This is a genomic window from Nonlabens xiamenensis (assembly GCF_003865345.1).
Taxonomy (GTDB): Bacteria; Bacteroidota; Bacteroidia; order Flavobacteriales; family Flavobacteriaceae; genus Nonlabens; species Nonlabens xiamenensis.
In genome coordinates, this window is sequence record NZ_RMVE01000004.1 from 149,940 (window position 1) to 172,615 (window position 22,676).

Genomic DNA, 22,676 nt, shown 5'->3' on the forward strand with positions numbered 1-22,676 from the left:
GAATCGAAGCGACTATAACGATGTAGTCGGTTGTGAAATATAAGTTATTATTAATGAATAACTTACATCAGAATAAAATTGTAAACTTTAACAATATGATGTAGTAATGATGGGGTGATTTTCAACTTAAAATCACGGATTTCCCATTAAAACCTATCTAAAAATTCGATAAAACTAATTTTAGTGTCGAGATTTAGCTTTTTCCTTAATCTATAACGTTGTAGTTCTACACTTCTCTTTGTGATACCCAACAAGGGGGCAATTTCTTTGGAAGTGAGGCCAATTTTTATGTAGGCACATAATTTCTTGTCCTTGGTAGTCAGTTTTGGGTAAGCATGTGAAAGTTTATTGAAGAAGTCCTCATTCAATTCACTGAACCTAGATTCAAATAAGCTCCAATCTTTCTTACTGTCTAACTGCTGTCCAGATCGATGAAGTATATTTTTGGTTCGAGTTACATTTGGAGAGGATTTCTCAAGACGCTTGAGTTCATTTCTGAGAGAAATAATCGTTTCGTTCTTTTGCACCATGGAAGCGGTGGTATTGGTAAGCTCCTTTTTTTTGTTCTTGATTTCCTTGAGTAGATTTTTTCGTTCAATTTCAGCGATTTCCTTTTGAGCAGCAATTTTTAATCGATTCTGTTTGTCTATACTTGCCTTTTGTTCTCTGCGTTTCTGGAAGCGCCCAACTGCAAATAAAGAAGCTATAAATAGAATAAGGTAGAGTAATTTCATCAGCGGACTCCAATACCAGGGAGGTAACACTTCAAAATTTAATTGGGCCGGTGAGTGAGGATGCGCAGTCTCATATATACTGAGCTCATAGTCTCCGGCTGGTAAATTTTGCAACATCAATTTACCATTGGGAATTTTACCTTTTTGTTCTTGCTGTCCCTTTAGATCATATTCCAATTCGCTGCCCTGAGCCTGCGGAACATAAGCCTCCACAACAACTGTCCTGGCTTGAGCATGGGAAATGGTCAAATCAGTCATATTTTCCAGAGGGATGGCTGTGTTATTGAGATAGATCGCCCCGATTGCTGGAGAAATATCATTGTCCTTGCGGTTACGAGTTACATCCCATCGGGCAAATCCATCAATAAGGTTCAGTAATAAGGTAGAATCATTCTGTATCAATACTTTCTGAAAGCCAGGTACAAATCTTTCCACAAGGCTGGAATTGGTCCAAGTGTCCAAGCTTTTAAATTTGACATCACGACGTGTAATTAAAGTAGATGTCTGATCCCAAAACCATAATTCATCACTGGTTTGGCCCAATAGTTTTTGGTCGGTTAATACAGGAACTTCTTGAAATCCTTTCATTGATTGCATCCACCAACGGTTGTTTTCTGCTAAATATATGGTGTTGTCAATAATGTTAAGTTTGACCTTATTTTGTTGAAAAATATCATCTTCCCCCCATGGTTCCCAGTTTGTTGGGCTTTCGCCTTGAGCGGCAAAATCAGATTTATAAAGTCCTTGATAAAAGCCTGAGGCATACCAATGCCCCTCATGATCAAAACTGACTTGTTCGATGGGACGATCCAATCCTGAAATTCGAGTAATTTGTAGCCCTTCAGTTACATTCAAGTGGCCTAATCCAGAATAAGTGGCCAGTAGTAAATTCTTATCACCAGGAATGGGAGTATAATCATACACGCCACTAAAGGAACCGGGTATGAGACTGAGTTGTTCACCTTTTAGCCAAAACGCACCATTATTATGTCCACAGAGTAAACCGTCCTCCCAGGGATAAAGACTCCAACATTGTCCCTCAGACCCTGGAATTAATTGGAGTTGGTCATTGTAGTATCGATATATACCTGTATTGCTGGCCAAATAGTACACTTGATCAATCACAGCCAGGTCATAGACTGTCCCCAATACACCTGTTGGATCATTGAAATAAGCTAGTGCTCCGCTGATATTGATTCTACTTAGTCCGTTGTCTAAGGCTGCCCACAGTCGGTCACCAGAAACATGCAAATCCAAAACTGTATTATTATTTATACCTGCTTGTTTATTTAGCATTTGCATGTCCTGATTCAAGTTGTCCATCAGATAAATTCCGTTTTTGATGGTACCAAATACCAAGCGTTGATCATCTATAAATTGAACACTATTGAGGGATTGCTGTTTCAATAATTGGTTAAGTTCAGGCGATACAGGTCGGATGTTTTGTGGGTCGATAAAAAAACCTCCAGCACTCGGCGAATAAGCAAATAATTGATCCTGATAAACCGCTAACTGACTGAATGATTCGATGTCCAGTGTTTGACCTCCAGTTTCAAAAGCCCGGATGCCCTCTTCTGATATTTGCAATAATCCATTATTTAGAGTGGCTACTACCAGCCTGCCCTGGTATTCTTGTACCCTTGAAACAGCATATCCTTCCAGAATTCTGTTGATTGTAGAGCCATCATAAAGATATACCGCACCAAATGACCTAAATACCACCTGATCTCCAAAAGGTATAATTTGCCAAAATTCTTCACTCGGCAAGGGCGGATTGGCACCAAAAGATTCCTTAAGGCTGTGGTAGATCAATTGTCCCGTATTGTCTTTTTGCCAATAACCAAACTCTTCATAGGAACCTGTATAAATCCGTTCTCCCAAACAACGAACAGATCGTATAATTGTATTTTGTGGCAACTCATGCAAGCGCCAGAATTGTCCATTATATACAGTTAACCCTGCATTATTAGCGGCGTAGATCACTTCTTCCTCATCTGTATCTACTCCCCAATTCTGTACGCCGCCAAATGAATAGTTGACGATTTCTGGAAGCATGCTTTGACCCTGCAATAAGTACGCACCCAAGAAGCAAACCAAAACAGGCCAGCGGTGAACAAAATTCAAATGTTTGAATAGATTCTTCATATCAGGTCTGGATGGCAAATAAAGCCCAAGTTTATACCCAGGCAATAAATGTAGCCAAACCATCCAGCTTTTAAAAATAATCAGGCTGCAATGCTTTGGGAGGAGCTTGGCCAAATAAACCCTAATCTTTGAATACTAACCACAACAACCTTTTTAGGGGTGTTGGTCGAATCTGTAGTCCGCTGTTGGCTACTGGCGTTTTGTCATCAACGAAGCGCATTTTATTCGACCAAAATTTTGCTTAAACACCTGTAATTGGAAGCATTTACATGTTTTTTAGGCCTTAACCACCCAGTGGATAGAAGATTAAATACGTCATTCCTAAATTGAAAGCCGCATGACATATTATAGCGCCTAAAATCGACCCTGAAGCTTTTCTACATACATAAAATAAAATGCTGACAAGAAACATGCTCAACACCCAAATCAGGGTTGGCAGCAAGAGAAATTCCCATTGTTGTTGATGATAAACAAATCCAAAATGTGAAATATGAACGATAGCAAATGCAGCACTATCGATTAAAGATGCTTTTCGATCACCGAGCGAATTTGCAAAGCTCGAATGGACTATTCCTCTAAAGAAAAGTTCTTCTCCAATTGGACTAAAGGTCATGGCTATAAAAGCTGAAACACCAAACATAATCAGTCTGGTATTTTCGTCAATGTCTGGCGAAATAGGATAAGACGCCCCAATATAGGTGTACCAATTTTCATAAGATTGACCGTACAATGCGTCTCCGATGAAGTAAAGAAACATACTGAAACCAGCACCGATGATGAAAGCAATCATCAACCAATAAATACGAGCTGGTTTTTTAATGCTGATTTTTCTTCTGCCAAATTTGGTCAAAAAAACGAACGGTGCAGCAGCCATACTGAGCATTGCTATTCCAACAAATTGCATACTGCCAATGAAATTGCCGTGCAACACCAAAATGAACCGAGGAATACTAATGGCTAAAAGTAAAACAAGCCCAAACTTCCAATCAAATTTGAAATATTTGAGCCAAAAGGGTTTCAATTCAATTTCCATTCTTTTTTGGAGGTTTTATATTTCTCGGTGTTGAATCCAATTCCGCACCAAGCCAAATATATAAAAAAGCAAAAATGACGAAGTCTTTCATTTTCATTTGATTAGTATATTGATTTAAAGAATTCTAAGCTTATTTGCCTACACCACATTGCCGCAGATTAGTCTTCTTTGATTAGCCTTAAAGCCTCATCCAATACACTGTCTTTCCCGTCAATCAAGTCCTGTTTTGTCAACAGAATTTCAATATCAGGCAATATCCCGCTCCCCTTTTCTACCGTATGATCTTTGACGTATCGCTCAATTTGAACAAACGAAATCAAAAGTTTGATTTTAGAATTTGGCAAGGTATAAATTACCGGGTATCCACCGGTTTGCTTGTAATAGTTTCCGCCGGTTTCTTCTCCAATTAATGATATACCCTGATTTTTACAGAAGAGCGCAAAACTTGCTCCTGCTGAAAAGGTTTTTCCTCCAACCAATACGTAGGTTTTTCCTTTGAATCCTTTTTTATTTGGAAGCATCATTGATTCGTTCTCGTCTGTCGTTGATATCCATTGGTTATCTTTCTTTGCAGCCTTTTGGTAATATTTCTCAAAAAAGCTGTGGTAGGTATATCCATTCACTAAATTTTGACTGTGACTTTCTTCGGGTAAATTGGAAGTAGTAACAACAGTGGCAGTTCGTTGTTTAAATGCTTCGTTTGCGATATAAGAAAAAGCCTGAATGCTATTCAACGGATAACCACCTTCATTTTGCCTGATATCGACAATTAGATTGTCAACTTTTTTTCTATTGATATTGTTGAAAATAGTCTTTAATTCCTTTTGAAATTTTTCAACATCCAATTGGAAGCTATTCATTGTCAATACCGCTGTATTGACGGAATCAATGAAGTAAACATAAGGCTCTTTTTTGCCTAGCGTGTTTTTCACAAATTCGGATTTATTGGTCGCATGATGATAGTTGGAAAAATAGGAATTTCTCTCCACGAATCTACTGCCGATTTGCTGAAAGGGTTGACTTTCTATGTTCTTTGTGAATAGCTCGTTTGAGGGTGTTTTGTAAACTACCTGATAGGCATCACCAGCACCAAACTCATAAAAATGCAGGATACTAAATTCGCGTTCTATTTGCCTATCCTTTTTGGTGGTGTTGAAACCATCTGAAGGAGCATATTTCAGAAGTCTCTGCCTTATATCTTTCGCATCTACCTGATCAATAGCTATTAGTTCTGAACCCACAGGAATACCAAAATCATTTGTATCAGTATAGAATTTCTTATCAATAATTTTTACCAACAACGGAAATAATTTTGGTATGGTCTTTAGTTGCGGACGCATGACGATTAAGTGTCCATCTCTAGCATGGTCAGTCAGCTCCGTAATGGTTTTATATAAATCTTTGCTGGTTTTAAGCTTGGCTAATTGTTTGTTTTCAACGTTGGAAAACAGGCTGTCCCAATCGCTTGGGGAAGTATATTCATATAAACTTGGGTAGCCCTCGGTCAATATATTCTTTACAACAGTGTAGTCCTCGCTTATTTGTTTTTGAGTCAATTCATCTTGGCCAAAAACAAGCAAGGGAAAACAGATAATGACTCGTATGATAGATGTTGTTCTCATGGAATGAGTGGTCAAAATAACAACTAATCACCTATTAAACATGTGGTTATATATAGAATTTACTCGGCTGTTACATTCAACCATTCTATGATTAATTCTTCTTTGATATCTTCTTGCTTCCTAATTTTAAGATGACGCATTGTTTTACCAGTTCCTTCCAAGATACCATCGATGTCTTTTATTTTATCAATACGATAAAACCCAAGGGCCACATGTTTTTTGCTATGTCGTAGATAGGTAAATATTTTACGCTTTTTAAACACTGGGATTCCCCACTTGATCTCTTCGGTCACTCCATCCACACTTTGGTGGATCAACTCGCGCAACTTTTCCAGTATTGTAATTTGTTCTGCAGATGCGGTGTGGATATAGTCTGTAACTTCTTGATTGAATGCCATTATTTCTTGTGTTGGTGTTGTAAAAATTCTCCCAATCCTTTTAATTGAACTTGCCAATATTTTTCAAGTTCGGACAGGTACTCTTGCACTTCTTGTAAGGCCTCTAACTGAGCAAAACAAATTCTTTGTCGGCTGTCATTCTTGTCCAGTTGAATACCGACCAAATTAGCACTTTGGAGAATTTTTATGTGCTTGGCCACTGCAGGTCTGGTCATGTTGAACTGCTGTGCTATTTCTCCAATATTGTTTGAATCCTTGATAAGCATCAATAGAATTTCTCTGCGCGTTTGGTCAGCAATTGCTTTAAATACATCAGCCATTGTCTTGCAGGTAATTTGTTAAGTTTTCAGTCAATATTTTAGACTTCCACCCATTCGATAAAAGTTTACGAACTATAAATCGATTGAATAACCCATCAAATCCTTTATGTTCAAAATGAAGTATAGTTTTGTTATCTACTTCTTCAAGTCTAAAAACAACAGTTGTGTTGCTTAAGGGACCACCACTCCAACTGTAGGATAGCAATTTATTCTCGACCACTTCTAATACTTCGCAATCAATGATTCCATCAAAGAATAGATTGGATTTTGTTTTGAACTGGAACTTGTGTCCAACGACCGGCTCAATATCGCAAGGCATTAGCCATTGGCTTACCGCTTGTTTGTCCGTTATGGCTTTCCAAACTACTGATGTCGGAAAATTGTATTCCACAGTAATGTTGATCCTATCTTTCATCAATTATAAAACTAAATGGTTTTACAAATATATGAAACTTTTTGGTTTCATACCTGCCGATTCGTTCTACCTCAATCGTGGACATTAAAGAGATGGTGTCCAATAGTTGTGGCTTGACACTAGAAATAAAAAATAACCCTTAAAACAAACTGTGCCTCTCTGTGTAATTACAAGCTGGTTATTCAGGATTGGTGAGACACCAACATGCAACAACCTTGGTTGTAGTAAAGACTTGGCCTGTAATCATTATCAGAGTTGGCCATCACTTATGGAAGTGATTCAATCATTTCCTTCTTTTGCTCGTCAGAATAAAAATCGGATTTTTCCAGGCTGCGTTTAAAAGCTACGATCGTTTCTTCTGTGTCTAAGTTCAGGTGTTTTTGTGCGCGTAGGATATTGAGATAAGCTTCGCTGAAATTTGGATAGATCGTTAGAAATTTCTGCCAAGCTTCGATTGATTTTTCATATTCACCTTGATTATAATAAGTGAAACCCATTCCATAGAGTGCAGATAGTGAAAACGTCAAATTTTCACCATAATGCGCTAGTATTTCTTGTTGAAAGTCTTCTATTTTATGAATATCTGCGCTTTTGTGTAAGAGTTCATTTTGCTGTGCAGCCCAAAATTCAAATATTTCATATAAGGCATTGGGAACAGTGACCGCTGGAATCGCATAATGTTCCAATTCTTCAAACAACTGCCCTTTGATATTTATCTTGGGATGATTGATTGTTGAAAGTACCTCTTGAGCAGGAGTAAATTGAGAGTAACTATCCCTACCAATGGCATACCTAAAGTATTTCTGCCCAGTTAACACCTTGTTGGACAGTGATTCAAAATCCTCCAAAAGATTGATATTCTGCTGAGTAAAAAAAGGCTCAATGGCAATAACTGCACTTAGATCGTCAATATGGTTAGCGAATAAACCTGATGCAAAAAATCCATATCTGGAATGTCCGATAAACAATCTAAATGAATTGGTTTTCAGCTTTTCCTGAGCAAAAGGAATCAATTCGTCAAACAAGAAACTGATGTTCTTTTCAGCAAGACCGTTGGCATCAGTTGCCCGGTAATTGGTCTCTCTAAACCGTTTGTTTCTATCGGAATTAATACTGATGATGACAGAAGATGGAACTTGGTCTGTAGCCGTTAAAAAATCAATAGTATTGATAATAAAATGGTGTGTTCTTTGGTTTTGCCTATCAAAAACAATCGTGAGCGGGTAGGTTTTATCTAAGTCCGCTTGCCATTCCAGGGGCACATAAATACTAATTGCTTTATCATTATTTAAAAAGGCAGAATGAACCACAGTATCGTTCAATTTTCGATAGCGTTCAAGTTTTTGTGCAAAAGCCCCTTGTAGTAATACAATTAATGAGATTACCAGTAGTAATTTTTTCTTCATTCAATAGAAATATTTGATGTTGGTTGCAGCTTGGGTTGCCGTGTGCAAATTATCATTATTTTTTCGTTTAAGCGTGAGCAAAATTTTTTAATGCTCTTGTTATTCTATTTTCAGTTCATCGTCAAATTTGAAATATGGCAAATGCTGCAACCACAAAGCTACCTCCATGGTTCAGACCTATAGTCGTTGTTGATAGCCCAGATTTCAACATTAATGAAGCTATTGGAATTAATAAAATAAAATAAAATCAATTTATGAGGATACAAACAACATACTTAAAGTAAGTAATCTTAAATCAGTTGTTAAAGGCGCAGGAGATTCTGAACTTGTAAGTATGTTGAATAGTTTAAATTTATCAGATCCAATAATTAAGAATAAAATGGATTTAAAAATATACCCCTTGGAAGCAAAGCAAACGGAGTTAAGACCTATAAGTCAAATTACATTATAAAGAAAAATTTAGCCGTTATGGAAGTTATATATGGATTTCAAAATAATAGACGTACCAAAGTTGAGTATATGACAGAGCAACAAGCTCTACAAGATGATTATTATCATAAATTTTTTAAAGATGATAGTGGGTTAATTAAAAAAGTAGAGATATATAAGAATCAAAACTTATCAGCTATTGAATATTATCTAGATGCAGGTGAAGATGAAACTCAATTGCTCAATGAATTTTATCAATTCGTGGATAGCGTAGGTTTCTTTGAGCGTAAAATCCCCATAGGGTCTTATTTTATAGAAAGAGAGAGAAGCTATCAAAAGGATACACCTTCTTATATCTGGCGTTACATCCGCGTTTATGATGCTCAAAATCGTTTGGTGTGCTATCAAAGAATTGATGAAAATGACAACCCTAGAGTTGACACTCGTACGACTGAGAAATATTATTATACGAATATCACAACTATAGAAACTGATGGTACATCTAGTACAGATTTATTCTATTTACAATTTTACTATGATAAAGCCACCCAAGATATTATTGACATTGACGTTAACAATGGTCACATTGTTGAAGAAAATAGGCATCTAATAGATACTTTGGATGATTTAAATGAAGTAATGGAATATTTTGGAAGTAATCATGATTTTAGTTATTACTTACATCCTAATTGGATGCCATAAATAATGCTCATAGGCCTAATAATTTTCTACTAAATCAATTTAGAATAAGATTTGAATGTTTAAAATAAATGATATAAATATTAAGCTTTCACGAAAGCGAAATGTCAGTAAATATTTATTAAGCCTTAAGAAAATGTAAACCAGTAAAAAGAAGCAGGGAATGAATTTTTATAAATAATCTTTATTAATTAATACAAAAAAACAGGCAACAACCCGAAATAAGATACCTAGGTGCAGCCTAAAAAATCAACTAAGAAACCTAAAATATTGATCTGAAAAACTGAGGTAGCGAATACAGTATACTAACTTACCTATTGATAAGATAAATTTTGCATTTATAAAACCTAATACTAGTTTAGATAATGGGATTAAAACACCTTTAAAGTTTAATTAAAATAATTATAAGACAATGAGTATCATATACAAATATTATAATGGTGATGTAGAACTCACCCTACAGCAAGCACAAATGCAAGATTTTGGATATAAAAAGTATAAATTTATTAATGGCGATTTAAAAATTATATATCATATTAAAAATGGTGAAATAATTGGGGGTGATTATTTCTTAAATTCTAATGATGTAGTTCCGGATTTAGTGCAAGAGTATTGTACACAAAACGGGTGGTACTTCGTATTTTACACCCTATTAAATTCGGCTGGACAATACAAATTATGGAAAGGAGATGTATATAATGAAGAGGGAATATTATCTAGTAAAATCCAATTAGTAATAGATCAAGATGGTTTTGATATCGCTAATGCCCACCTAGATTTTACTACAGAAGCCGTAAAGCATGGTACTAAACGTTTTTTTAACATTAATCCAGATACAGGCAAAAAAGATGCTTTAGTACAATTTCATTATGAGCGCCATACTTTTAATGCAGAGTCTTTTTGCGGCGGTAGAGGGCATTGGGATTTTTACTATGGTGGTGCTATAATTGAAAAAGTTTACAATCCAGAAGTAATGGCACTATTCAACTATGACAACCACCCTTATTTTCATAACCTATTGCCTTTATTACCGGCTAATGGAATTATTTAAATTTATGCAAACTACAGATAAAATATTAGTCATTGATCTTGAAGCTACCTGCTGGGAAAACCGTCCTGAGTACCAGCGACAGCATTCAGAAATTATAGAAATAGGAGTTGCTCTTCTAGATGTCCGTACTGGTACAATCAGTAAAAATCTGGGAATATTAGTTGAACCTTACAAATCAGAAATAAGCCCGTTTTGTACACAACTTACTACCATAACCCCAGAGATGGTCACAAAAGAAGGTGTATCGCTAGAAGATGCTTATGAATTACTCCTAGACGAGTATGAATCACACGAGCTTACTTGGGCGAGTTATGGTGCTTATGATAAAGGCATGATAGAACGACAAAGCAAAAAGTGGAGTTTACATAATCCTTTAACAAATAAACATATCAATGTAAAAGCAGAATTTGCCAAGACTAAAAAGTCTAAACCCATGGGAATGGATAGGGCACTTAAAAGTATTGGGATACAACTAGAAGGCACTCATCATCGTGGGGTAGATGACGCCAGAAACATTGCTAAAATTTTACGTTGGATACTAAACAATAATTAAAAAATAATTATTTACCACAGTCAATAAGCTCGCAATGACTAGCAAAAGAATAAAAATTCCGCTTTCGCGAAAGGGTCACTCTAAACAGAGTGAACAAGAAGAAACTATAAATACAAGAATCGAATATAGAAAGTGGAACGGTGTTATCACAGAGCAGCAGGCGTTGACGTCTGGAGAGAGCTTTGAGAAAATATATTACACAAACAATATCAGAGATCGAATGGAAGATTACGATGATCAAGGAACTTTGTATCATTTTACTCACTATAAAAAAAATGGCGAAGATGAAACAGCGTTAGTAGCCTCTTTTGCCGGACAGTATAATCATCATTTTAGTATCGTGGAAAGAACAGCTATTGGCCCATATTTTAGAGAGAGAGAAAGAGAATATAATAATGATGGAGTACTTTTTGTCGAATCAGATTCTGTTGAATTAGAAGGGCAAATAGATTCATTATGCATACAGCAAATTTATGATCAGAATGGCTTTGATCCCGATGAAGAAATTACAATAAAGCAATTTGAGCTTGAGGCTACTAATCGAAGCTATGCCTTTTTTTATCACCCCAATGGAAGCTTTCGAAATGCTTTTTTAACAGAAGAATCACCGTGGGTAGATGAGGAGACAGAGTATAATAATTTTTCAGATATAGAATTTCCTTTAGACATCCATATGCCTATTAAAAAAGAATATTTTTTAACAGATGCCGTGGACCCCACAGGCTTTGAACCTGATTGATTTTTTATCAATAAAGATAAGCCAGTTGAAGGAAGGAGAAAATATAAAATTTTTAAAGCGAGCTTTCGCGAAAGCGAAATACTAATAAATGATTTTTAAAGCCTTAAGAAAATGTAAACCAGTAAAAAGAAGCAGGGAATGAACTTTTATCAAATAACTATAATTTAATTAATAACAGAAAAGCATGCCTAATACTAGCACTCCTGTTGTAAAAAGAAGGTACTATCCTACTTTATCCTCAATAGTTTCAGAAAATGATTTTCCTGAGGTCCTAGGCTTTATAAAAGATGGGATCGTTAATCTTTTTGAAAAGATACATTATAAGGACTTACAGTATAACAAAAGTCCTAGAGGTGACGCTGCATTTTATAGCTTATCCATAATATCTCCAAATCGTATAGACATTGAAATTCCATGAACTGGAATTTTCTTAGTCTTAAATCCTGATTTGATAGGGAATGACAACAATATTTCTTCTTTTCCTATCACAATAGAATATGAGTGGCAAGTGCTTGCTTTTTTATGAGAGTTTAGTGTCGGGAATTTTTTATTTTCTCCTCAAGAGATATTTGAAATAGCTTTACAGGTTTTAAACATAGACCAGGAACAAGCCATTGCCCATTTTATAAATACTTTTACTGAGCCTGCAACAGGACAAACATCTTTAGAGAAATTTAAGCAAGATGTCGAGCAAGCAAATAATATTCAAATCATTCCAGTGGATGTGGAAACAAAGCTTTCCGAGATTGCTGAGAGTATTTATTAACATGGACTAAAGAAGAAAGGATGACAGCATTTGCAAGTAAAGGTGGCGCATTTCATAGAAGAATTTCAACAGATTATGCAGACCTTATAGCAAATCCAAAAGCAATAGAATTATTTACTGCCCATGTTAAGACTGCTAAATCCAGTCATCCTAGCCAATTTAACATAAATAATCTTTATGATTTTACTAGGAGCAACTTTGAATCTAACACTTATGATTTACTGATAGAGCGTATTAAAAAACCGTTACAAGAAAAAAATGCGAGGTTTAGACAGGCCGAAGGGATTACCATCATAGACCTTAATGATACACAGCTTAGTGAACTTCATTTGAGGTATTCAAACAATCTGTCCCCAGCTGCTAAAGATTTTTTCTTGACTAAAAATCGATTTTACGTGACTATAGAGAATATAGATAATACCACAGGTAATCGCGTTAATACAAGCGATGTAATTATTCAATCTTATATATCTGGAAAATCTGAAGATCTAGTCCCTTTTATTACTGAATTACAGAGTAATGTTCCTAATCTGGTTGTAATTACTGATCCCAACGAATTGTCAAGATTTAAAAGCTTCCATCAAAAAGCGATTGATTTTGTAGATAAAAGTCGAAAAAACGATACGGAAATAAAAATGCTTTTTAATATTAATGAGGTAAACTGGAGTACTATTAACAGTTGGGATACAACTAATAGTTATATCAAGATATCAGGTGAATCAGTGCTGGATATTTGCACCAGTTGCCAGCGTTATCTAGAATCCTCTGTACCTGCCGTAACAAAAAGCAACCTGCAGTTTAAATATGAGATAAAAACACATCCTAGAGCTTCTGAGATAAACAAAATAGAAGATTTAATAAACTAAGAAATAACCGTCAATGATGCATATAGAATATTTAAAAGACCTAAGAGATTATCCCGAACAATACCCTATGGATAGTGAACATAAGTTTGGAAATAGAGGAATCCCTATGACAGAGATTCAAGCCCTAGAAACTCAGTTTAATAATAGTGCGCCTTTTCCTAAAGCCTTAAGGGAGCTGCTGTTTCTGGCAGGTGACTATTGTTATTTATTTAGTTTTGGCCGTTATAATTCTCAACAAGAATTTCAACTAGGCCAGCGCCAGTTAATCATAAATGCTAATAATAAACTTCAAATCACTAGACCCTACTATATCATAGACTGTACGTCTTTTGGAGATTATTTTTTATTAGTGTATTTAGATGAAGGAGACGATCCTATTGTGAGTGAGGCAGCTGTTCATGGGACAGAGGATCAAGAGGACGATAATGGTACAGGAATTAGGTCATTTGACATGACTCTCTCTGAATATATAAAATTTGGAGTAGACAATGTAAAAAAAGGTGGTAGTTTCAACTAGACAAAACTTTTTAATGGAAGTGCAATAGAAACTTTTTAAAACATAAAACTAGAAGCACTACTTTGAAAAAGGTATTAAATGATAATAGCTAAAATTAGAGAATAATGTTCTTTTTTTGGCAACATTGAAAATCCATTATGAATGAAGATTAGGACTCCGCTTTCGCGAAAGCGATGTTAAGAAAAAGAATGTTAGACCGAATAGGATGACTTTTCATTTTTAAAAACTAGTTGAGTAAAAGAGAATAAAAAAAGAATAACGATATGCCCAGTAATAACATACCTGTTTTAACAGATAGATTTTATCCTACACTGGCCACAGTGATAAATGAAGATGAGATCCCAGAGATTTTAGGGTTCGTTAAAGAAGGTGAAACATGAACTTAACAATCTAAGCAATTTAAATAGCATTAACATCTCTATGTTTAAAATATGGGATTATTCGGATGGTCTAACAATCAATGATATCAAACAAGTATCAACTTCTAATATTAATAATCTATAAAAAATGAGTTCAGTATACAATAAAGAAGATTATCATAGGCACCTGCAGCAAATTATGCCTGCCGGTTATAACATGAATCAATACGGTCAGTACCTGTTAAGAGATGAGAATAACGGTAGGACGATAATGATTAGTTTAGGAGGTAGAGAGTCTTTTCCGTTTGGTGTGAATTTTGACGCTTGTTCGCTTGGTGTCACCTTTCATGAAGTAGAAAGAATCTTTCATGATGTCTATGTTAACCATTCAAATTTAAGTTTTGGACATGATTTAGACAGTAATACATTTCACGATGACTTTTCTGATAGTGTTTTCACTCGACAAGTAATCTACGACGACGTTTATCCTATCACTGTTGAAGATGACGCTAGCTTTGCTCAGGTGCGTCCTTACTTACAATCTATGCTAGATGCTGCCATAGCCTTTTTGAACACATAAAACCCTAGAAGATTTTCATAATCTTGCTGAGGCTATGCCTATTTCAGAAATGGCAAAGTTTTATAGTCAGCCTTTACCCGAACGAAGACTAATTGTATACAAATTGATGGGTGTTCCATACAATAATTATGCAACAGATGTAATTAATGAATACAACCAGATAGGGCTAATTAATGATGCCATATTTGTTCAAGATTTAAAAAATCATCTTGATAATTTATGATGTAAATCGATCATAAGTAATAAAGTATATTAAAAGTTTTTTGACTAGACAATAATAAATTGAACGTTTCTGGCGATCAATCAAGTACAGGCACATCTACCTCAATCCAGCTGAGGATGGATTACAGTTGTTTAGGGGAATCGATAAATGGATTAAATACAACATCAGAAAGCACCAAAAAACAGGGCAACAACCCGAAATAAAATACCTAGGTGCAGCCTAAAAGATCAACTAAGAAACCTAAAATATGGGTCTGAAAAACTGAGGTAGTATGTTCTAAACGTGAATACGAAAGGAAGTCGTAGCATAACAACTTGCATTATTTGTATTTTCTACACGTACCAATAGATCTTCGTTAGCTGTTTGATTGGAATAACTAGAAGGTAATTCATTGATTCCAAGATCTGCACCTGACTGACTTACATGATAACTAATTATATGATCAGTAGCAGATGGACCGTTTAAAATCTCGCTTTCGCGAAAGCGAAGATCAAAAACTTCTGTACCATCGTTTGAACTATCATCATAAACTTCTATATCGTTAGGTTGATTTGCGATAGGTAGTATAGAAAATCCTATCAGGCCGGTTTCAATTTTTTCGACAGATTCACGGATCGTTTAAATTTATTTCGTTTAAATTATTTTCTAAAATATCCCTTATTTACAACTGTTTTTGATCGGATTATCATATTATTTTACCATCCTGATGAAATAATTCTTATAAAATTTAGTTTTATTTAAAAGTAAGTTATAGTTTTATGTCCCCCCTAACACGTAAACACTTAACTGTAATTTGCAGAAGAGTTGACGTGTTAGGGTTTTTTATTTAATATCCAATAAGCAAATGCATTTTTTTACAAATTATTATCAAATTCAAAATCAAATAAGCAGTGATGCTTTTGGAATTATGCCTAGCACTGCAACTCACGATAGGTTTAAACTGGATAATCATTTTGACGTTTCAGTAAATGCTCCTGTTTATTCTATTTGTAAGTCGATTGTTTTCTATGTGGAGAGTCAAACTAATTCTGATATACTGAATTGTGTTTTGTTTCCTTTCGGAAAATCATTTTACGCAGGATTACCATTAAATTGTTTTGTCATTAAAGGGATAGACAAATCCTCGTTAGTCGATACGAATAATGAAATTAAATTGGCTACCTCTCAATGGAAGGATGATAACATATTAGAGTTGATTAAGAAAATTCAGGATAAAATTAATGTTGAGGAAGGTATAAATGAAGTAGCTACATCAGATTCGTTGGGTATACAGTTCAGTAATTCAAATGACACCTCTCTTGTCGAAAGCGTTGTTTTCGACCATACTGATGATTTTAAACCTGTGATTGTAAATGAAGGTTGCCAAATTGGTTTGTTTAAAGGAGGATCCCAGAAGGTCTCTATCCAATGCATTTTAAACACTATTGGTCACGAATTAGATTTTGCTCAAGCAAAAAGTCAAAGTAATATTCTCGAAGTTCCCAAGTTGCCTACTCTATCTGGTAATGAATTTGTTGATAAAAACAGTCTTTACTCTCATCGTGTCGAAAAGGAAAAAATATTAGGTTACATTGATATAACTGCCTTTTTCGGTAATTCACTTTTGAGAAATGGAATAGTCAATGGTTTAGATAAAAATAATTGGCAATCCAAGTTTAGTAATAAAAATAAATTATATCTAGACATTAGAAATGAGCATGGTTTAGCATTTAATCATTTCCTTATAAACAATAAAACCATACAAATAGGTGCAATAGATCCAAATGATGGCAATCTTGTATTTAACGATTTAAATTATTCAAATAATTGGCCTTTAATAATCTTAGACAATCAGGATTTTATCAAAGGGAGTGAATTATTTATTAGGTCCTGGATAGATGTAGGATTACCTTTTCACCACACTTTGTTGACTACCTTCAACAATAATGTGAAGTCTCAAAACAGTTCTTACGGCGAAAGGTATTCTTTATTAGGGCTTTTAAACGACGACGGGACAACAAAAGTCGGGTTCTCAGAAGTAATTTCCCTCAGGGGTGAAGATGTATCAAATTCAGGAAAATTTTTTACATCCCACTATTTGATGAAAATTGAAAATACACAGAAAAGTAGTAATAATATTTTACCTAGATATTTTTCATCGTTTTTCAATTTTAAAATGAGGCTTTCCCGAGATTTATCTAATATTGATTATCAGACTTTTTATGTTAAGCTTTATTCTGGACTAAATGCTCCTGCCATTCTTAATAGCAGATTAGATAGAATTTATGATTTATCAATTGGATTGGCCATTGATAAGAATTCAAGAACATTTTTTACTGTAAAGGAACATGAAAAAGATATTTCAAATACCTCTGGCGTATTTACACGACCACCTTCTATAGCCACAGGTAAATTTACATTAACTACAAATACTGATGATTTTAATAGCGCACCTTTAAATTTAAGTACTGCTTTTCTTTATGGTTTAAAACGATTTGAAAATTTTAAGGAATACAGGATTGGTAAAAAGATTATAGATAATCCGGACCTTACTTCAAACGGAACAAACTTTTTGCATTTTGAGCGTATAGCTCAATATGAAAATAGCGATCTGAATTTTTTAGATGCATTTAATAGTTTTACTTTAGATCACTCTGAATACTCCATATTTGTCAGTGCAATTGAAAATTACTCTTCTAGTGCAAACTATCATTTATCTGGTCCAATATTTCTTGAAGGAAAGATTAAAAAAATAAATAATACAGTCACTTCTAAAATAGTAGACATAGAATTGACCGCAACAGCCCCATCACAAGCTAGTTCAGATAATTCAGAAATCAATTTATCTACATTAACAGATTTAATTCCCAGCTCAAATTCAATTACGCTGAGAGCAAATTTTATAATTTAAAAATGGCACAATTTATTTCATTAAATAGCATTCAGAATTCTAACTTAAAAGAACGTAGTATTTCCGGTTTAAATGGGGGGAATTCTCGGTTGACCTGGGAGTTATTTCGACGAAGTTCTCTCCTCGTTGGAATAGCTACAAATAGTGGTTACAGACCTTTACAGCTTAATGATGTTTTACTGGAGGTAGCATTTGTGAGAATCGGTATTGCTTTGATAATCAAAAATGATAATTTAAATTTTTCAATTAGTGATATTGAATCCACTCTTTTTGATTCGGATTTTGAAGCAGTAATTTTGAATTATCAAAATCATTACAATTTGTCTCCTACAGGTGTCGTTAACTCTCAAACACTCCTTCATATAGACGGAAAAATTCCCAAAAATATTTTCACTGAATCTAAGAAGCCTATCGGAGAATTAACGAATTTTTCGCTCGAAATATCTGGAATTGCTACATCAAATACTGAAGAATATTTTTATTACTTCACGATTGATGGAATAGATTTTGATTTTAAAAGTAATAAAGAAAAGTTACAGTCAAATTTTGTAGATCCAAGAAATTATTCAGCCGTTGAAGTTAATCGTATACCTCTAGATGCTGAGGGGGCCAAACAATTATTTGATTTTGGAGGTAGAATTGGACCAGAAATTGAAGATGTTCCTGTGAAAATTGAAGTTAGAATTGATAAGCATTTGATTAACGGTGAGCAATTAAACTCGTCACAAGAAGTATTTGATCAAATCGATAAGATCTCTAAAACTAAACTTTCTAATGACCTAATTCAAGAAAATTATTGCGTCAAGGATACTGATTCTGTAAATAGTATTATACAAGATTTTTATTATCAAAATAATTATTCGATTTCTAATCCTTTTTACCCTGATTACGGTACTGAAAATGTTGTTGATCTACATGACTATGGTTTATATCCAGCGGCAGATCGCAATGATGATGCAAGATTAATTTTCTTCACCCGTTTTATTTACTTGCTTAACATTGATGTAAACGAGAATTATCAAGTAGTTAACGAGTATGGCTTCAAGTGCAATTCATCTGAAAAATTACCAGATGTATCATTCATTGAATCATATAACTTAAAGGAAAATATTTTTAATACTAGCGATTCCAAATCTTGCTTGACTAATTATGGAAGGTTTCTAAAAGAAGAGCAAATTCAATCAAATTTCAAAATAGAATACGATTTAAATAGTGGAGATTGTACGACCCTTTCGCCACAACCAGGAAAGTTTCTTGTCATGCCTAAAAGAGAAGTGCTAGAGGCTGCTTGGGCAGATGCTAATTTTAGGCCTCATGAATATCTAACTAAGCCTGCACCATTTGCATTATACGATTTCATAACAGATGTACAAGAGTTTATAGATGACCTTGTAATTCATCCTGATTATATGCCTTTATCTCCTACTGTAAAGGAAGAAATCCGAAAAAATCATGAAGACTCGTATAACATTATTACAAAACTGTATACTTTTGCGACTTCCGTGTTGATGGAAGTATGGCCTAGAGGTACGGGCATTTCTGGTGGAGGCTTTTTAGGGGTAACTTGGGGAATTCCCGTTTATACGGATTTTGCTGTTTATTCTCAAACCATAAGGAAATTTAGTAAAGAGGATGAGCTTATTTTAAAGACTCAGATTTCAGGGTACGCTGAAGTTGGAGTGGATATAGGCTTTGAATTTCAAGCGGGTCTATTCATGGGTAAAGGCAGTAAACGCAAGGGTGTAGGAATCGATGCTGGTGGCAGCTTCCAGGCCGGTGCTAGGTTTAGTAATGTGCAGAAATATGAATTACCCGTAGCTAAGCATGAAACTAGTATACTCGCTTCGTTAATCGCATTTTTACAAGAAAGATCTACATCTCACAATAATTTTGAAAATCTACTATCTCTAAATAATGTTAATCCAGTTAACTATTTAGTTCATGCAAACTTGGCGGTAACATTTGTGGTCACAGCAAATCTTTCAGGACAAATAGGGGTTTTAACTCAAGCTCCAAATACAGATCAGAAAACCTTGAAATGGTACGGTAAAGTTTCTCCTGAAGCGAAAGCTAGTGAGAAAGAGAGTAAGATGTCCTTTAATCAATTTGGAGAATGGGTGCCTGGATTTGCAGGAAGCGGGGGTCTTGAGATAGGCTTAGAATTTGAATACACAGCAGAATACGATAGAACGAATTCCAGATATTTTATAATAGATAAAGAAAAAAGAGAACCAGATAAAGTAAGTGTTTCAATGAACTATTTAGGGCACTTTCAAGCTAATGGTCAATTAAAAGGAAATAACTTACTTGGCAGCATTTTAGGTGCGGGAATAAATTATGTATTACCTATGCTTAGTATAGATTACGGCTTAAAGTTAGGTCTACAATTTGATTATGAAAAACCTCTCCAAGATCCTACAAACTCTTTATGGTTAAATCTGGATCAAATTATCAGAAGCGGTAACTTTTCTGAATCAAACATCTCTGAAAATAATGGATATTTGAAGTTTAACAATTCCTATTGGCAAATGTTGATTCGAGCCGGGAGTTTTTCTGGTGATATAGATAGTTTAGGTATGCCTGGATCTGAAACCTATTTATTAATTAATGCTTACAAGGCCAGACAATTAGTTCAAAGCTTTAATAGTCAAGGATTCGGAAATTACGATTATTCAAACTTATCTAACCTATTAGGTGTTTTTTATGCGTTCGAAAAAAGAATAAAAGCGGGTATAGGTAACAACGGTAGAGGATCAAAATTGTTTAGCTCTACAGCCAAAGCAATTCAAGTTAGTAAATTATTAGACTTTTTTGGAAATACTGCTACTAAGGACTTTTTTAGCATATTTAAAAAAGATTCTAGTAGTCCTATCTTGGAAGATTTCAAAGTGTTGCTCGATATGGGATTTGTTGTGGATATAGGATTCACATTGCCACTAGATAGTATTAAAAAGTATCTTGAGATTAAATTTCTAGAATTTTATGGGATTTATTATATAGGATATTTTAATGAAAATCTACATGATAGTCAAAGATTTAAAGAGAAAATTTCAGCATTTAAAATTAATTTTAGAAAGTCTTACAGCGCAAGTCAAGGCAGTGATAAGCTAGATAGTGTTGACTTTTTTACACAACGTAATGATCAATTACTAGATTATATCCTGGACATGTATAATCCAGCTCATGGTGATCATTTTTCACCTTTAGATCTTTCACAAATCGATTTTACTACCTCTATTCGCTTATTTGTTTCCCTTTATGAGAAGCTATTACTCTATTTAAAAAAACAGTACAATGAGTATGATACTGAAAGCATAGATAAATCCATCGATACCTCTACATTAAAAGTACCAAATGCTACGGGAATTATGAAAGATTTCGATGAAGAGATGGGAACAGAAGATCTTTTTAAAATATTTGCCTATTTATGTGATTTTATAGACCTTAATGTTTCCGTTGAGGCGGTGTTAGGTGCAACGTTGGGTGGTAGTGCTAAGGCTGCAATAGTCAAAGGGAAAGGTAGAATAAATTTAAGTGGTTCTCTTAGCGCTTGTTTCTCGGGTGATTTTATTGAGAAAGGATCCAATCTGGCTTTACCTGGTGAGGATGATTTAAAGCCTCTCATTGATAAGATCGTTGAACTTTATCACAGTGCTATGGATACAACTACTGACAAGAAAAAAGCGCTCAAACCAGGTAGCTTAAGACAAGAGATTAGTGTAACCGAATAAAGAAAATAATAATTACGCTTTCGCGAAAGCGTGATGTTTTAATGAAATTAATACCTGTTATGTTGAGAAATTTAAAATATACAATTTGCTATGGTTTGTTAATTATTATGATGAGCTCATGTAACGGTAAAAAAGAAACGGTAACTGAGAATCAATCTAAGCAAAAATTAGAAGCGGTTAGATACTTAATTAAAAATTTTAAAAATGACAGAACAAATTTATTTGGACCTGTAAAAATCTTGGACGTAAGCTTTGTTGACAAAATGAATAGATCCATAAATACGGACCTTTATAAGGTATTTCCTTTTAATACAATAATCAGTTATCGTGGAGATTATGAGTTTGACCAATTTGGACATCAATTATTGTATAAGAATGATACCCGTTCTGAATATCCATTTTTTGATGGTATTAAATACTTCGATTATCAGCCATCTAGTACTTTACACTCTGAGGATAATTTAACCCCAGACTATTCCATGCATATAAAATACCCTAATCAAATACACTTTAATTATAAACATGTTGATTCCCATACGCTTCGAAAAAAGAAACAAGAATATGACTTTTGGCATGTTTATACTTTTGATTACGATAAAAAAGGGTATTTAATAAAACAACAGGCTTTCGAAGTGCTTTACCAATCTATAGGTTATACTGATACCATTATTCGAGAAGAAAACCATTATAAATATAAAGATAATCGTATAGTCAGTAAAATAACCATTTTTGATAAAAATAATCCTGAGAGGAGCTTTGGAGCAGAGAAATTCCATGGAAAGTTAGTTACTATAAAAGTTCCCTGTACAGAGGATTTTGAATACGATGATCAAGGACGTATTATAAAATGGATGTTTTATCAGGGTAATCGCTCTATTGCAGAGCATTCTTACATATACGGAGATGGTAGTAATACGCTTAAGAAAAAAATAGAGTATAGTTTCACTGCAAGTGATGATCGTAGGGTAGTGAATAGCTCATATAAAGCAATAATACTCTTTGATAAATATGAAAACATAACAAGGGTAGATCGGGTGCATAGCAGTGGCGACACCTTAAACACTCAATACATTGAGTATTTCAAATTTGATCACCTTAACAATTGGACCGAGAAGAGAATTTACTTAGATGGTGATAAAAACGACAAAGGAGAAGTCTCCATAATTGCCACTAGAGATCTAACCTATTATGACGAATAGC

17 protein-coding genes are annotated in these 22,676 nt (G+C 34.4%); 10 read left to right on the top strand and 7 right to left on the bottom strand.

Going from position 1 to position 22,676, the window contains the following annotated elements; all coding sequences use genetic code 11:
- Nucleotides 1-146: 146 nt before the first annotated feature.
- The 7 genes from EGM47_RS11575 to EGM47_RS11605 form a co-directional block, all read right to left on the bottom strand.
- Nucleotides 147-2,789 carry a helix-turn-helix and ligand-binding sensor domain-containing protein gene (locus EGM47_RS11575; RefSeq protein WP_164510874.1) on the bottom strand — a complete coding sequence of 881 codons (2,643 nt, stop codon included), beginning with the start codon at nt 2,787-2,789 and terminating at the stop codon, nt 147-149.
- Nucleotides 2,790-3,162: 373 nt separating this feature from the next.
- Nucleotides 3,163-3,912, bottom strand: coding sequence for a CPBP family intramembrane glutamic endopeptidase (locus EGM47_RS11580; protein WP_124980986.1), 750 nt, complete (start codon nt 3,910-3,912; stop codon nt 3,163-3,165).
- A gap of 158 nt (nt 3,913-4,070) precedes the next feature.
- On the bottom strand, nt 4,071-5,534 hold the full coding sequence (locus EGM47_RS11585) for a S41 family peptidase (protein ID WP_124980987.1): 1,464 nt from the start codon (nt 5,532-5,534) through the stop codon (nt 4,071-4,073).
- Nucleotides 5,535-5,593: 59 nt separating this feature from the next.
- Nucleotides 5,594-5,932 carry a DUF1801 domain-containing protein gene (locus EGM47_RS11590; protein ID WP_124980988.1) on the bottom strand — a complete coding sequence of 113 codons (339 nt, stop codon included), beginning with the start codon at nt 5,930-5,932 and terminating at the stop codon, nt 5,594-5,596.
- A complete protein-coding gene (locus EGM47_RS11595; protein ID WP_124980989.1) occupies nt 5,932-6,252 on the bottom strand; it encodes an ArsR/SmtB family transcription factor in 321 nt (106 codons plus the stop codon). Before EGM47_RS11595 ends, EGM47_RS11590 begins: the two co-directional genes overlap by 1 nt.
- The gene (locus EGM47_RS11600; RefSeq protein ID WP_124980990.1) at nt 6,245-6,667 is read right to left on the bottom strand and encodes an SRPBCC family protein; all 423 of its coding nucleotides are present in this window, start codon (nt 6,665-6,667) and stop codon (nt 6,245-6,247) included. Before EGM47_RS11600 ends, EGM47_RS11595 begins: the two co-directional genes overlap by 8 nt.
- A gap of 266 nt (nt 6,668-6,933) precedes the next feature.
- Complete coding sequence (locus EGM47_RS11605; RefSeq protein WP_124980991.1) at nt 6,934-8,073, bottom strand: tetratricopeptide repeat protein; 1,140 nt, start codon at nt 8,071-8,073, stop codon at nt 6,934-6,936.
- A 468-nt stretch (nt 8,074-8,541) separates the two neighbouring features.
- Here EGM47_RS11605 and EGM47_RS11610 point away from each other — a divergent pair, with 468 nt between their 5' ends.
- The 10 genes from EGM47_RS11610 to EGM47_RS11655 all read left to right on the top strand — a co-directional run bounded on the left by EGM47_RS11610 (nt 8,542) and on the right by EGM47_RS11655 (nt 22,675).
- Nucleotides 8,542-9,204: a hypothetical protein gene (locus tag EGM47_RS11610; protein WP_124980992.1), complete on the top strand. Its 663-nt coding sequence runs from the start codon at nt 8,542-8,544 to the stop codon at nt 9,202-9,204.
- Nucleotides 9,205-9,613: 409 nt separating this feature from the next.
- Nucleotides 9,614-10,252 carry a hypothetical protein gene (locus tag EGM47_RS11615; protein WP_124980993.1) on the top strand — a complete coding sequence of 213 codons (639 nt, stop codon included), beginning with the start codon at nt 9,614-9,616 and terminating at the stop codon, nt 10,250-10,252.
- The gene (locus tag EGM47_RS11620; protein WP_240642436.1) at nt 10,239-10,805 is read left to right on the top strand and encodes a 3'-5' exonuclease; all 567 of its coding nucleotides are present in this window, start codon (nt 10,239-10,241) and stop codon (nt 10,803-10,805) included. The genes EGM47_RS11615 and EGM47_RS11620 overlap by 14 nt, the downstream gene beginning before the upstream one ends.
- Nucleotides 10,806-10,839: 34 nt before the next feature.
- Entirely contained in the window at nt 10,840-11,544 is a 705-nt protein-coding gene (locus EGM47_RS11625) for a hypothetical protein (RefSeq protein ID WP_124980994.1), read from the top strand.
- A 786-nt stretch (nt 11,545-12,330) separates the two neighbouring features.
- Nucleotides 12,331-13,176, top strand: a complete 846-nt coding sequence (locus EGM47_RS11630) for a hypothetical protein (protein ID WP_124980995.1) — start codon at nt 12,331-12,333, stop codon at nt 13,174-13,176.
- Nucleotides 13,177-13,189: 13 nt separating this feature from the next.
- A complete protein-coding gene (locus EGM47_RS11635; protein WP_124980996.1) occupies nt 13,190-13,693 on the top strand; it encodes a hypothetical protein in 504 nt (167 codons plus the stop codon).
- Between the two features lie 507 nt (nt 13,694-14,200).
- Complete coding sequence (locus tag EGM47_RS11640) at nt 14,201-14,632, top strand: hypothetical protein (RefSeq protein WP_124980997.1); 432 nt, start codon at nt 14,201-14,203, stop codon at nt 14,630-14,632.
- A gap of 1,067 nt (nt 14,633-15,699) precedes the next feature.
- The gene (locus EGM47_RS11645) at nt 15,700-17,745 is read left to right on the top strand and encodes a hypothetical protein (protein WP_124980998.1); all 2,046 of its coding nucleotides are present in this window, start codon (nt 15,700-15,702) and stop codon (nt 17,743-17,745) included.
- A 2-nt stretch (nt 17,746-17,747) separates the two neighbouring features.
- Nucleotides 17,748-21,476 carry a peptidoglycan-binding domain-containing protein gene (locus tag EGM47_RS11650; protein ID WP_124980999.1) on the top strand — a complete coding sequence of 1,243 codons (3,729 nt, stop codon included), beginning with the start codon at nt 17,748-17,750 and terminating at the stop codon, nt 21,474-21,476.
- 41 nt (nt 21,477-21,517) lie between these two features.
- Complete coding sequence (locus EGM47_RS11655) at nt 21,518-22,675, top strand: hypothetical protein (RefSeq protein WP_164510875.1); 1,158 nt, start codon at nt 21,518-21,520, stop codon at nt 22,673-22,675.
- The last annotated feature ends 1 nt before the right edge of the window (nt 22,676 follow it).